This is a genomic window from Mesorhizobium sp. LjNodule214 (assembly GCF_964252735.1).
In the GTDB taxonomy this organism is placed as follows: Bacteria; Pseudomonadota; Alphaproteobacteria; order Rhizobiales; family Rhizobiaceae; genus Mesorhizobium.
Window position 1 is genome coordinate 486,729 of record NZ_CAXUPE020000001.1, and the last position, 13,451, is coordinate 500,179.

A 13,451-nucleotide genomic window follows, 5' to 3' on the forward strand; every position below is an offset into this window, starting at 1 on the left:
GGACTGCGCAATTGGGCGCAGGGTCAACGGACCTTTCTGCCAATCCATACCGATTTCCGGTCGCTTCTCGCCGGGCTAGGATAGCGCCGGCTGATCGCGGCAGCACGCGCGGCCGGCCTCAGGATCATCCACACCAGGCAAGGCTACCGGACCGACATGGCCGACATGACGGCTTACGAAAAATGGCGCCGCAAGCGCGCCGGTCTCGACGGCACCGACATCCTGCTGCGGTCCGGTTCCGGCTTCCAGATCGTGCCCGAGATCGACGTCGCGCCTGAGGACATCATCGTCGACAAGACCTGCAACGGCGCCTTCACCTACACCGATCTGGAACTTGTCCTGCGTGCGCAAGGCATCACGCATCTCTTGTTTTCGGGGTGCACGACTGATGTCTGCGTGCACACAACGCTGCGCGAGGCCTGCGATCGGAATTTCCAGTGCCTGACGATTTCGGATGCCTGCGCCAGCGGCGACAGATACGCGCATGAGGCTGCACATGGTCACCGTCGAGAACGGCGTCTTTGGTGCACTGGCAGACGCGAGTGCCGTTATCGACGCCTTGTCGCGTCTCGACGGCAAGGCAGGCCAAAGCGTCTGAGAGGGGGGCTCACCCCGCCGCGCGAATGTCCGGCACAGCGCGGGATACAAAAGTCCCAGGCTGCACCACCTCGGCCTCGCGCCGCGCCATCGTATTGCCGAGCAGCGTCACCGTTTCCCGGCCCACCGTAGCGATTTCGCGCGACCGGTCGATGCCGGCGATCATGAACTCATGCACCCCGAGCGCCGCATAGGGCAGCAGCGACAGCGCGATCTGCCCCGGCGGACCTGAAACTTCGATCGCCTTGTGGTCGGCGGTGGCTGCCTTGCCTTCGGAACAAATCCGAACCGGCAGTGCGAACCGCACCTTGCCGGCGCGACCGTGTTCGGCAGCAGCACTGCGCACGCGCTGCATCAGCTGCCTAACCTCGTCCAGCGAACCGGCGGCCAATTCGAAGACATCCGCATGCCGCCCGGCGACCTTGATCGCGGTTCCGGACTGTCCGCCCATGCGGAAGGTCACGCCGTGCGGCCCCTTGCGCGGCACGTAACCGCCTTTGACGCTGTAGAAGGCGCCTTCATGGTCGAAAGGCCTGTCGTTCGACCACAGCCGCTTCAGCAAGACCAGATATTCGTCGATGCGTTGCCAGACCACGGTGTGGCCGACCGGGCGCGCCTCGGCATCGTCGTCGCTCAGCGGCTCGCTGAGCATCCTGAGCGACAACCGCCCGCCGCTTTTGCTACCCAGCGCCGCCAGTTGCCGCGCCGCCACGGTCGGCTCGATGACGCCGGCCCAATGTGTCAGCACCACTTCGAGCGACGAGGTGCGGTCCAGCGTCTGGGCGGCAATGTCCATATTGGTCAAAAGGCCGGCCTGATCGTCGACAATGATCTTCCTGAAGCCGGCATCCTCGACCAGCGAGAGTTTGTTCGCTGTCTCGACGAAATCATAGAAAAAGCTGGCGTCCTGCGTTTTACCGGGAACATGCGTGAACTCGATCGGCATTGCCATCTCCTCCATCACGTTGGGGAATCGCCGATGCGGCGAATTCGAATCCGCATCAGCCGGGCGCGCGAAAACGCACCGCGATTAGGGTTTTTCAAACTCCGGTTGCCTGAAGGCGGTAGGCCGCCACCCGTAACTCAGGGAATAAGGCCGAGAACGACCGCCCCGGTGAACACGAACGCGAGCGCGAAGACGAGATAGGCGAAGGCGCCGGCATAGGCCGGGCGAAAGGCCTGGCCATTGGTCAGCCTCTGGCCGGTGCGATCAGTCTGAGCGTTCTGGATATAGGACATATCGACCTCCGTCTCGCTGATTAATCTATAAAATCAGTAGACTTTGTCGAGTGCTATTTTTGAGCGATTGTTGGAACAATTTTCTCCAATAGGTGGAAAAATTGGTTCCACCTTGCTGAGCGCTGCGTCATCGCGATCGATCGGCCCAAAGCAGCGACATGCGCTTCTGACCGAACGGCCTATACCCTCGCCTTTCTGCCCTGTTTCATGCATTGGCCATCCAGCGCTTGAAGGATAGCATCATCGCAGACGGCAATGTGAAGCGATCAAAACAGGACACGGAGAGAAAAAGGCATGGGCGAAAGACTGGCGGGCAAGGTTGCCATCGTTTCAGGCGGCGCGACCGGAATGGGTGGGGCGGCCTCGGAGCTGTTCGCGGTGGAAGGCGCCAAGGTGGCGATCATCGACCGCAACGGCGAAGCCGCGGCTGCGACGGCCGCAGCGATCCGGGCGCGCGGCCATGTCGCCGAGCATTTCGTGGCCGACGTTTCCGACGAAGCGCAGGTCGAGGCCGCGGTGAAGGGCGCGAGCGAAAAACTCGGCCCGATCACCGTCCTGTTCAACCATGCCGGCACCATCGTCATCAAACCCTTCCTGGAGACGACAGTTGAGGAATGGGACTGGCTGCATGCCGTCAATGTGCGCTCGATGTTCCTGATGACGCGCGCCGTGCTGCCCGGCATGATCGCCGCAGGCGGCGGTTCGATCGTCTGCACCTCGTCGATCTCGGCGGTGGCGGCAACGCCGATGGAAGTGCTCTACGACACCACCAAGGGCGCTTGCCACATGTTCGCGCGCGCCATCGCCGTCGAGTTCCGCGACCGCAACATCCGCTGCAACGCGGTCTGCCCCGGCTTCATCCGGACACCGCATGGGATGCGCGAGGTCGCCGATCTGGGAAAACTCGGCGTTGATGTTTCCGATGCGGCACTCGCCGCGCAGCAGGGCCGCATCGGCGAGCCGGAAGAGGTGGCGAAGGCCGCGCTGTATCTGGCCAGCGACGAGTCGAGCTTCGTCACCGGCGCGCATCTGTTCGTCGACAACGGCTTTACCGCGATGTGAACCAAGGAACGCTGACCGTGTGCGACTGTCAGCGCTCCTCGCGTCGAAACGGCTTGAGCAGCGCCGACGGCGCCACCGCATTGCGCGACATCACCGCCATGGCGACGATGGTGAAGATGAAGGGCAGCATCAGGAACGCTTCATAGGGGATGTGGCCGAGCCCGCTCGCCTGCATGCGCAACTGCAAGGCGTCGACAAAGGCGAACAGCAGCGCAGCACCGGCAGACCGCCACGGGTCCCAGCGGCCGAACACGACCAGCGCGATCGCCACCCAGCCGCGCCCCGAGACGACGCCGAAGGTGAAGGCGTTGAACTGCGCCATCGACAGAAAGGCGCCGGCCAGCCCCATCAGCGCACCCCCGAGGATCACCGCCTGGAAGCGCGTGGCAATGACGCCGACGCCCGCCGAATCGGCGGCGCGCGGGTTCTCGCCCACCATGCGCACCGACAGGCCCCATGGCGTGCGGTAGAGCACGAAGGCGGCAAGCGGAATGGCGATGATCGCCATGTAGACCAGCGAGAACTGGTTGAACACTGCGGGTCCGAGTACCGGAATTTCCGACAGAAGCGGAATCGGCAGTGTCTGAAAACCCTTGATGTTCGGCGGCACCGACTGCTGGCCGAAGATCAGCCGGTAGAGGAAATAGGCAAGCCCTGAACAGAACAGCGTGACGCCGATGCCGCAGACATGCTGGCTGAGGCCGAGCGCCACCGTGAACAGCGCATGCAGCGCCCCCATCAGCGCGCCGGTGAGAACGGCGACGAGCACGCCGAGCCAAAGGCTGCCGCTCAGGCTGGTGGCGGTGAAGCCGGTCATCGCCGACAGCAGCATGATGCCCTCGATGCCGAGATTGAGCACACCCGCCCGCTCGGAAAACATTTCGCCGAGCGTCGCAAAGGCCAGCGGCGTGGCGATGCGAATGATCGCGGCGAGGAAGCCGACCTGAAGGATCTGTTCGAACAGCGCGCTCATCGGGCAGCTCCGACGCGGCGGATGCGATAGGCGGTGAACAGCAGCGCCACCAGCATGGCAAGCAGCGCCGTGCCCTGGATGACATCGCTGAGGAAAGCCGGCACGCCGGTCGCCCGCGACATCGCCTCGGCGCCGGTCATGACGGCCGCCAGAAAGATCGCCGCCGGCACCACGCCGAGCGGATTGAGCCTGGCCAGCATGGCGACGACGATGCCGGAATAGCCATAGCCTGGCGAGATGTCGCTCATCACCTGGAAATGCACGCCGCCGACCTCGCCGACCCCGGCAAGCCCGGCCAACGCGCCGGAGAGCAGCGCCGTCGAGATCAGCACGCGCTGGACGTTGATACCGCCATAGCGCGCCGCTTCGGCGTTTTCGCCGATGACCCTGATCCGGAAGCCGAGCGTCGTGCGCGCGATCAGGAACCAGATCAAGGGTGCCGCGATCAGCGCCACCACCACGCCGAGATGCAGCCGCGTGCCTTCGAGCAGCACCGGGAAGTTCGCCGAATCCTCAATCGGCGGCGAGATCGGATAGCCGCTGAAACTATCCTTCCACGGCCCCTCGATCAGTGCCATCAGGGCGTAGAAGATGACCGAGTTGAGCAGCAGCGAGCTGACCACGTCGTCGACCTTGAATTTCACCCTGAGCGTCGCCGGTACCAGCGCCACCGCGGCGCCGGCGGCAGCACCAGCCAGCGCCATCAGGAGCATGGCGAGCGGCCCCGGCATCGGTATGGCACCGACGGCGCAGCTTGCCACCGCACCGGCCAGCAGTTGCCCTTCAGCACCGATATTCCAGAACTTTGCCCGGAAGGCTATCGCCACGGCAAGTCCGGTGAAGATCATCGGTGTTGCCCGAACCAGCGTTTCGGTGATGGCGTAGCTGTCGCCGAGCGAGGCCGAAAACATCACGCCATAGGCTTCGACGACGCCGGCGCCAGCCAGCGCAATGAGGCCGCTGCACAGGACGAGCGTCACCCCGATCGCCAGCAGCGGCAGGGCCAGATTGAACCAGGCGGGCGTCGAGGTGCGGGCTTCGAGGCGAAACATCAGGCGGCCTCCTCTGCCTGCCCAGCCCCGGTCATCAGCAGGCCGAGCCGCGCAACGGTAGCGTCCGCGCTGTCCAGCGTACCTGCGATGCGGCCCTCATACATCACCGCGATGCGGTCGCAGAGCATCCGCAATTCCTCGAGATCCTCGCCGATGACGATGATGCCGCAGCCCTTGGCGCGCATGTCTAAGAACTTTTCGTGGATGAAGCGGGCCGCGCCAATGTCGAGGCCGCGCGCCGGTTGTGAGACGATCAGCACTTTTGGGTCGAAGGCAAGCTCGCGCGCCAAAAGAGCCTTCTGCAGATTGCCGCCGGACAGTGCGCCGGCACGCGTCATCGGCCCGGGGCAGCGTATGTCAAAAACCTTGATCTGTTCTTCGGCAAAGGCGCGGATCGCGTCCGGCCTGAGCAGCCCCTTGCGGCTGAATGCGTCGGTGCCGATACGCGGCAGCACCATGGAATCGGCGAGCGGCAGATTGGTGACCAGCCCGGTCGTCATCCGGTCTTCCGGGATGCGCCCGAGACCGAGCGCCTGCACCTCGCGCGGCGAGAACCGGGATACTGCTTTGCCGGCTATCGTCATCTGTCCGGCATCGGGTGCGAGCACGCCGGAAATGACATCGGCCAGCGCCCGCTGGCCGTTGCCGGAGACACCGGCAATGCCGAGGATCTCGCCGGCTCTGACCAAGAGCGACACGTCGTATAGCGCCATACCCGAATGATGCGACGTCGAAATGCCGTCGAGGGTGAGCACCGCCGCACCCGGCGTCGATGGTCCTCTGGCCGGCGGCACGATCTCGTGGCCGCACATCAGTTGCGCCATCTCGGACGAGGTGGTGGTGGCAGGCGTATCGACGCGGCCTGCGACACGTCCATGCCGCAGCACCACGCAGCGATGCGTCAGCGCCCGCACCTCGTTGAGCTTGTGCGAGATGAAGATGATGCCGAGCCCCTGCACGACCATCGAACGCAGCGCCGCAAACAGCCCGTCGACCTCCGTCGGCGCCAGCACCGCCGTCGGCTCGTCGAGGATCAAAAGCCGTGCGCCGCGAAACAGCGCCTTGACGATTTCAAGCCGCTGCTGCTCGCCGACCGACAAAGCTGACACCGGAAGGTCCGGATCGAGCGTCAGTCCGTGCTGCTGGCCGATTTCGGCCAGCCGCGCCAGCCCGCCGGCGCGGTCGATGCGGCCGGACTTGCCGGGAATGCCGATCAACAGGTTCTCCAGCACCGACAGCCGGGGCGCGAGGTGAAAATGCTGATGCACCATGCCAATGCCGGCGGCCAAAGCATCGGCCGAGCTGTTGATCCGCACCGGCTGGCCCCGGATCAGGATTTCGCCGGCATCCGGCGCATAGGCGCCGAACAGCACGTTCATCAGCGTCGTCTTGCCGGCACCGTTCTCACCAAGCAGCCCGAGGATTTCGCCGGGCGCAACGCTGAGATCGACAGCCTCGTTCGCCTTGACAGTGCCAAAGCTCTTGGTGATGCCGCGCATTTCGATGAGAGGGGCGGACAAGATGGCTCCTGGTGAGGCTTTACCCTCCCCCTTGTGGGGAGGGTCGGCGCGGAGCGCCGAGGTGGGGGGTACGGCGCCGCCCCCACCCCGCTCCGCTTCGCGAATCGACCCTCCCCACAAGGGGGAGGGTAAAGAACTCAATCCGAAACCGGCGTGTTCTCATCCACATCGACGCGGAAATTGCCTTCGAGGATTTCGGCTTTCTTCTTTTCGACCAGATCCTTGACCTCAGCCGGCAGCGTCTTGTCGAATTTGTGGTACGGCGCCAAAGAGGAACCGCCCTTGGCCATGCGTGAGAAATCACCATAGTCCTGCGCGGTGAAGACGCCGGCCTTGACCAACTTGATCGCCTGTTCGACGGTCGGATACATGTTCCAGACCGGCCCAGTGATCACCGTGTCGGGGCCGAGGCTCGACTGGTCGGACATGTTGGAGATGGCGAGGATCTTCTTCTCCACCGCCGCTTCGATGACGCCGAAGCGCTCGGCATAGATCACATCGACGCCGGCATCGATCTGGGCGATCGCCGCTTCCTTGGCCTTCGGCGGGTCGAAGAAGGAACCGATGAAGGCGACCTTCTTCTTGATGTTCGGATTGACCTCCCTGGCGCCGGCAAAGAAGGCGTTGACCAGCCGGTTCACTTCCGGAATGCCCATCGCCGCCACGGCGCCAATCGTGCCCGATTTCGACATCTTGCCGGCGATCAGGCCGGAGAGATAGGCCGGCTCGTGGATCCAGTTGTCGAAGACGCCGAAATTCGGCTCCGCCGGTCCGGCTCCCGAGCCGAACAACCAGGCGGTCTTCGGGAACTGCTTGGCGGTGCGGCGCGATTCACGCTCGGCGGCGAAAGCATCGCCCAGCACCAGCTGGTAGCCGCCTTGCGCATATTCGCGCATGACGCGGCTGAAGTCGGCGGTCTGCACCTTTTCCGACCATTTGTACTCGATGCCGAGTTCCTTCTCGGCCTTCTGCAGAGCGACATGGATCTGGTTGTCCCACGGCTCCTCGATCGGCGTGGCGAAGATCGCCGCCACCTTCAGCTTGTCCTTGGCGAAGGCATTGCCCGGCAGCATGGCGGCAGCCAGGCCAAGCGCGCCCAGTTCCAGCACGTTGCGTCGCGATAAACCCGCGCGTTGCGATTGGATTTTGCTCTTGTCGTTTTTCATTGAAGTGCCCCTCTGGTTGACAGCCGTGTCGAGCCGGCCGTTCTCAGGAATGAAGACAGGGAACTATGGAACGGCGCCCGAGTTTTGTCCACGTGGTCAAATTTGGCGACGTTGCGGCGGTATTGAGGTTGCGAAGCGTCGGCGGGACAGCGCCAGCGCTTGTTCCTGGAGGCTGTACTATCCGCCGACCGCGCCTTCCCACGACCCAGTCTCCGCCATATGCCTCAGCAGCGGCGCCGGCTGGAATATCGGCCTCCCGGTGCGCTCGTGCCAAGAATCCAGCCGCTCGACGATCTTGCCCGCCCCCTCAAGCCCGGCCCAGAACATCGGTCCGCCCTTGCCGACCGGAAAACCGTAGCCATTGACCCAGACGACATCGATGTCGGACGCGCGGGCCGCGATCTCTTCCTCGAGGATCTTGGCGCCTTCGTTGACCAGCGGATAGAGCGTTCGTTCGATGATCTCGTCTGCGTCGATCGCGCGCGGCGCGATGCCTTTTTCGACCGCCTTGGCGCGGATCAGCGCCTCAACCTCCGGGTCGGGAACCGGTGTGCGAGAACCGTTCTCGTAGCGATAAAAACCGCTGCCGGTCTTCTGGCCGAAACGTCCCTGCTCGCACAGCGTGTCGGCGATCACGGCCGTCAGCCCGCGCGCCTTGCGGTTGCGCCAGCCTATGTCGAGGCCGGCAAGATCGCCCATCTGGAACGGCCCCATCGGCCAGCCGAAATCGGTGAACGCCTTGTCGACCTGGCTGGGCGTCGCGCCTTCGAGCAGCAGCGCCTCGGATTCCGCACCACGCGCCGCCAGCATGCGGTTGCCGACGAAGCCGTGGCAGACGCCGACCACCACCGGCACCTTGCCGATGCGCCGTGCCAATTCGATGACAGTCGCCAGCGCGTCCGGCGCGGTCTTGTCGGCACGCACGATCTCAAGCAATTTCATCACATTGGCCGGCGAGAAGAAATGCAGGCCGACGACATCCTGCGGCCGCGACGTCGTGGCGGCGATGGCGTTGACGTCGAGATAGGAGGTGTTGGTTGCCAGGATCGCGCCGGGCTTGGCCACTGCGTCGAGCTTGCCGAACACTTCCTGCTTGACCGCCATGTCCTCGAACACCGCCTCGACGATCAAGTCGCAATCGGCAAGGTCGGCATAGTCGGTGCTGCCTTTGAACAGGCCGAGCCTCTCACGCTTGGCATCTTCCGTCAGCGAGCCGCGGCTGACCGAAACGGCATAATTCCTGTCGATGGTCGTCAGCCCGCGCTCCAATGCTTCATGGCTGGTTTCGAGCAAGGTCACAGGAAAGCCGCCATTGGCGAAGGCCATGGCGATGCCGCCGCCCATCGTGCCAGCGCCGATGATCCCGACCCGCGCCATCTTGCGTCTGGCGACGTCCTTGCCAGGACTCTTTGCCGCCTCACGTTCGGCAAAGAATAGGTGCCGCTGCGCTCGCGACTGGTCGCCGGCGACGAGTTTCAGGAACAGCGCGCGCTCCGCGGTAAGCGCCTCGTCGAAGGACAACGAAATCGCGTTGCGGACCGCCTGCACGCAGGCTACCGGGGCTTCGAGGCCCCGCGCCTTCTTGCCCAACTCCGCCGCCTGCCTGTCGAAGGCGGCGAGATCGGTCTTTCCCAGACGATCGTTGCGGTCACGCACGGGCAGGAATGGTCCGCGGCTGGCCGCCGTTTCGCTAGCGAAACGAACTGCATGCGCGAGAAGATCGCCATCGAACACCGCATCGACCAGACCCGCCTCCAGTGCCTCGGCAGCACCGATCGGCGTCCCCGAGACGATCATGCCGAGCGCCTTCTCCGCGCCGACGAGGCGCGGCAGCCGTACCGTGCCGCCGCCACCCGGCAACAGGCCGAGTTTTACTTCCGGCAGGCCGAGTTTCGCATTGCTGTCGGCGACGCGGAAATGGCAACCAAGCGCCAGCTCCAGCCCACCGCCGAGCGCGGTGCCGTGGATGGCGGCGACCGTCGGCTTGGCGATGGTTTCCAGCAGTGCGATGATGGCGCGCAGCTCCGGCTGCCGGACCGGCTTGCCGAATTCGGTGATGTCGGCGCCGGCCACAAAAGTCCGCCCGGCGCAGGCTATCACGATGGCCGCGATTGAGTGGTCGTCGCGCAGCGCGACCAGCGCCTGGTGCAGCGGCTCGCGGACATGGAAGCTCATGGCGTTGACCGGCGGATTGTCGATGGTGACGATCACGACGCCACCGTCCTTCGCAACGCTGACGAAATCGGACAAGACGAACCTCCTGCAAGTGCGAACAGCCCGCGGGGTTTACAGGGCCGATATCCGGATGGGAACCGGATTTCCGACAGGGCCGGTATTCTCCCGGCGCTGAATCAGCCAAAGCCGCCCGACCTCAGCGTAGCGCCTTCTGCCCGCCGGCCACCGTGATGACGCCGACGATGATCAGCCCGGTCAGCAGCAGGCGGACACCGGCGCTGACACCGAACGTGTTGAGCATGGTGAGCAACAGCACCAGGAACAGGGCCGCGCCCCACACGCCCGGCACATTGGCCTTGCCGCCAGCCACCGACGTGCCGCCGATGACGACGACGGCGATCGAGGCCAAAAGGTACTCATTGCCGATATCGACATTGGCGCCGCGGAAATAACCGGCGAGCAGCGCCCCGTCGAGGCCGCCGAGCGCGCCCGACAGCGTGTAGGTGAGGAAGCGGATGCGGCCGACATTGACGCCGGCCAGCCAGGCGGCGCGGATGTTCTGGCCGATCGCCAGCACCGAACGGCCATAGATCATGCGTTGCAGCGCGATGGCTGCACCTATGGTGAACAGCACCGTCAGGATCGCCAGCACTGGAATGCCAAGGACCTGCCGGTTGGTGAAATCGGCGAAGCCCGGCGGCGGCTTGATCTGCAGCCCGCGTCCATAGCTGATGTCGATCGACTGGATGATGAAGCTGGCCGACAGCGTGGCGATGATCGGCGGAATGCGCAGCGCCCATATCAGCAGATAGTTGGCGGCGCCGACCGCCATGCCACAAGCGAGCGCCGCCAGCAGCCCGACGACGATCATCGAATCATTGCCGTCCATCACCTTCATGGCGACGGCACTGGCGAGGCCGATATTGGCCGGCAGCGACAGGTCGACATTGCCCGGCCCGAGCGTGATGACGAACATCTGGCCGACGCCGACGATGACGGTGAAGACGGCGAGCGAGAGTGCGGCCGTGATCATGCCGCCGCCGCCATAGCCGCCGGTGAAGGCGACCGTCGCCAGCCACACCAGAGCCGCGCCGATGAAGGACCAGATCCACGGTTTGGCGAGCCATATCCGCAGCGAGGCCATCGCTCACCTCTCCCGGCGGCTGATCAGCACGCGGGCCGCCAGCACGATGATGAGGATGGCGCCGTTGGCCGCGACCTGCCAGTCGGGCGGAATGTGCATGAAGGTGAGCAGCGGCGAAGCGGCCAGCGCCAGCGTCAGCGCGCCGAGCACCGCGCCGATCGGCGACACCCGGCCGCCGACGAATTCGCCGCCGCCGAGGATGACGCCGGCGATCGCGAGCAGCGTATAGCCATTGCCGATATTGGCATCGGCCGAAGTGGTGATGCCGATCAGCGCCATGCCGGACAGCACGCCGAACAGGCCGGTCAGCGCGAACAGCACGACCTTGGTCTTGAGCAGCGACCAGCCGGCGCGCTTCAGCGCCGCGGCGTTGCCGCCGGAGCCGCGCAGGATGACGCCGTAGGAGGTGCGCATCAGGCCGAAATGCACGATCGCCGCGATCAGCAGCGCCGCGATGATCGGGAAGGGGATGAAAGGCGGCTTGAACGCCATCAGCGACAGCAGCCAGTCTGGTGCCTTGCCGCCGGGCTTCGGCAGGATGAGGATGGCAAGACCTTGCCAGACGAAACTCATGCCGAGCGTGACCACGATCGACGGCAGATTGCGCAAATGGATCAGCGCGCCGAGCAGCGCGTAGACGCCGATCGAGCCGGCGAGAACGACGATGCCGAGGAGCGGCGCGTCCTTCAGCCATGTCGCGGTGACGCAGCCGACGAAGCCGACAAAGGTGCCGATCGACAGATCCAGTTCGTTGCCGGCGATGACGAACATCTGCGCGATCGTCGCCAAGGCGATCGGGATCGCCAGGTTCAGCATCAGGCTGAAGCCGAAATAGCTGATGGCGCGCGGGTTGAGCCAGGCGATGGCCAAGAGCACAAGCGCCAGCGACAGCGCCGGCAGCAGGCTGCGTAGCATGCGTGCCCGCGCCGCCGCGTTGCGCGTCGAAGCGCCCTTGAGCTGGTTTTCGATGGCCGCGGCTGTCATCTCAGGCAGCGTCGCCGAACGAGGACTGGATGATCTTTTCCTCCGTCAGTTCATCGCGCCTCAGATTGGCGACGATCCTGCCGTTCTTGAACACATAGACATGATCGCAATTGTCGAGCTCTTCGGTTTCGGTGGTGTACCAGAGGAAGGTGCGGCCTTTGCGTGCCTCTTCGCGCACGAGGTCGTAGACTTCAAGCTTGGTGCCGATGTCGACGCCGCGCATCGGATCGTCCATCAAAACGATCTCGGCGTCGGAGCCGAGCGCTCGGGCGAACAGCGTCTTCTGCTGGTTGCCGCCGGACAGCGAGAAAATGTTGTTGGTCATGTCTGGGGTGCGGATGCCGATCTTCTTTTGCCAGAAGTCGGCGAGTTCGGCCTCGCGCTGCGGTGAGATCAAAAACCCGCTGCGCAGCCGCGCCAGCGAGCGGATGCCGATATTTTCCGATATCGACCATTGCGGAAAGATGCCGTCCGACTGGCGGTCGCCGGCGACCAGCGCCACCGGCGCGGTCACCTCGATGCCGGCCTTGGCGCGCTGGGCGGCGGTGAAGATCGCCAATAGCAGATCCGTCTGGCCATGGCCGGCAAGCCCGGCCAGGCCGATGATCTCGCCGGCATGCGCGACAAGCTCCTTGCCGTCCTGCTGCCGCACGGGCCGCGCGCGGACCCGCAACGGGCCGGCCTCGGTCTTCGCGGTCTCGGCCGCTGCCTTCTGATGTCCCTCGGCGCCGCCCATGGCCGTGACCAGCCTGTCGCGGTCGAACGCCTTTGCCGCGTCGGCGGCGACAACCTTGCCGTCGCGCATCACCACGATGCGGTCGGCGTTCTGCAGCACCTCCCCCAGCACATGCGAGATCAGGATGCAGCTGCCGCCCGCGGCGACGAAGCGGCGCACGAAGGCTAGCAACTGGCCGGCCGTATGCGCATCGAGCGAGGAGGTCGGCTCGTCGAGGATGACCAGTTCGAGCGGATCCTGCGTCAGCGTGAAGGCGCGCGCCACTTCCACCATCTGCCGCCTGCCGATGGAAAGGTCGCCGGCGATGTCGAAGGCGGAAATGCCGTGGTCCGGAAAAATCTCGTCAAGCTTGGCGGCAATCAGGTCGGCCGCCTTGCGCCGCCAGCCGAAGCCGGTGAGCGACGGGTGGTTGATGCGCGTGTTCTCGGCAACGCTGAGGTTCGGGCAGAGCGACAGTTCCTGGAACACGCAGCGTATGCCGAGCTGCTGCGCGCGCGGCACCGAATAATTGTCCTCGGTGGCCCCGCGCACCACGATCTTGCCGCTGTCGGGCACCAGCGTGCCGGCCACCATATGCATGAGCGTCGACTTGCCGGCACCGTTGTGGCCGACGAGGCCGACGCATTCGCCGGCGCCGACATGGAAGTCGACGCCGCTGAGAGCCCGGACGGCGCCGAAATGTTTTTCGGCGCCGTCCAGTCTGATGATGAAAGAGTTGGCGGCGCCGAAATGTTTTTCGGCGCCGTCCAGTCTGATGATGTCCGCGTTTGCCTGAGGCATGCTCAACGATATCCGGTTGGCAA

General features: G+C 64.8%; 11 protein-coding genes and 1 pseudogene. 2 read left to right on the plus strand and 10 right to left on the minus strand.

The features are described from left to right. Positions 1 to 87 precede the first annotated feature (87 nt). A pseudogene (locus ACSQ3Z_RS02345) lies at positions 88 to 598 on the plus strand (cysteine hydrolase family protein); the annotation flags it as partial. A gap of 9 nt (positions 599 to 607) precedes the next feature. On the opposite strand, the gene ACSQ3Z_RS02350 reads toward ACSQ3Z_RS02345, so the two are convergent. Then, entirely contained in the window at positions 608 to 1,543 is a 936-nt protein-coding gene (locus ACSQ3Z_RS02350; RefSeq protein WP_436169778.1) for an LLM class flavin-dependent oxidoreductase, read from the minus strand. A 137-nt stretch (positions 1,544 to 1,680) separates the two neighbouring features. Continuing rightward, positions 1,681 to 1,836: a hypothetical protein gene (locus ACSQ3Z_RS02355; RefSeq protein WP_436169779.1), complete on the minus strand. Its 156-nt coding sequence runs from the start codon at positions 1,834 to 1,836 to the stop codon at positions 1,681 to 1,683. A 294-nt stretch (positions 1,837 to 2,130) separates the two neighbouring features. On the opposite strand from ACSQ3Z_RS02355, the gene ACSQ3Z_RS02360 reads away from it, so the two are divergent. Next, entirely contained in the window at positions 2,131 to 2,898 is a 768-nt protein-coding gene (locus ACSQ3Z_RS02360; protein WP_436169780.1) for an SDR family NAD(P)-dependent oxidoreductase, read from the plus strand. 28 nt (positions 2,899 to 2,926) lie between these two features. On the opposite strand, the gene ACSQ3Z_RS02365 is transcribed toward ACSQ3Z_RS02360, so the two are convergent. From ACSQ3Z_RS02365 to ACSQ3Z_RS02400, 8 genes are all read right to left on the minus strand, one after another. Continuing rightward, positions 2,927 to 3,871 carry an ABC transporter permease gene (locus ACSQ3Z_RS02365; protein WP_436169781.1) on the minus strand — a complete coding sequence of 315 codons (945 nt, stop codon included), beginning with the start codon at positions 3,869 to 3,871 and terminating at the stop codon, positions 2,927 to 2,929. Next, positions 3,868 to 4,923, minus strand: a complete 1,056-nt coding sequence (locus ACSQ3Z_RS02370; protein WP_436169782.1) for an ABC transporter permease — start codon at positions 4,921 to 4,923, stop codon at positions 3,868 to 3,870. The genes ACSQ3Z_RS02365 and ACSQ3Z_RS02370 overlap by 4 nt, the downstream gene beginning before the upstream one ends. Then, positions 4,923 to 6,443, minus strand: a complete 1,521-nt coding sequence (locus ACSQ3Z_RS02375) for an ABC transporter ATP-binding protein (RefSeq protein ID WP_436169783.1) — start codon at positions 6,441 to 6,443, stop codon at positions 4,923 to 4,925. Before ACSQ3Z_RS02375 ends, ACSQ3Z_RS02370 begins: the two co-directional genes overlap by 1 nt. A gap of 137 nt (positions 6,444 to 6,580) precedes the next feature. After that, entirely contained in the window at positions 6,581 to 7,609 is a 1,029-nt protein-coding gene (locus ACSQ3Z_RS02380) for a BMP family protein (protein ID WP_436169784.1), read from the minus strand. A gap of 177 nt (positions 7,610 to 7,786) precedes the next feature. After that, positions 7,787 to 9,859 (minus strand): 3-hydroxyacyl-CoA dehydrogenase NAD-binding domain-containing protein, encoded by a 2,073-nt coding sequence (locus ACSQ3Z_RS02385; protein ID WP_436169785.1) that lies wholly within the window; start codon positions 9,857 to 9,859, stop codon positions 7,787 to 7,789. A 121-nt stretch (positions 9,860 to 9,980) separates the two neighbouring features. Beyond that, entirely contained in the window at positions 9,981 to 10,928 is a 948-nt protein-coding gene (locus ACSQ3Z_RS02390) for an ABC transporter permease (protein ID WP_436169786.1), read from the minus strand. Between the two features lie 3 nt (positions 10,929 to 10,931). After that, a complete protein-coding gene (locus ACSQ3Z_RS02395) occupies positions 10,932 to 11,912 on the minus strand; it encodes an ABC transporter permease (RefSeq protein WP_436169787.1) in 981 nt (326 codons plus the stop codon). 1 nt (position 11,913) lies between these two features. Next, the gene (locus ACSQ3Z_RS02400; protein WP_436169788.1) at positions 11,914 to 13,428 is read right to left on the minus strand and encodes a sugar ABC transporter ATP-binding protein; all 1,515 of its coding nucleotides are present in this window, start codon (positions 13,426 to 13,428) and stop codon (positions 11,914 to 11,916) included. Positions 13,429 to 13,451: the final 23 nt, after the last annotated feature.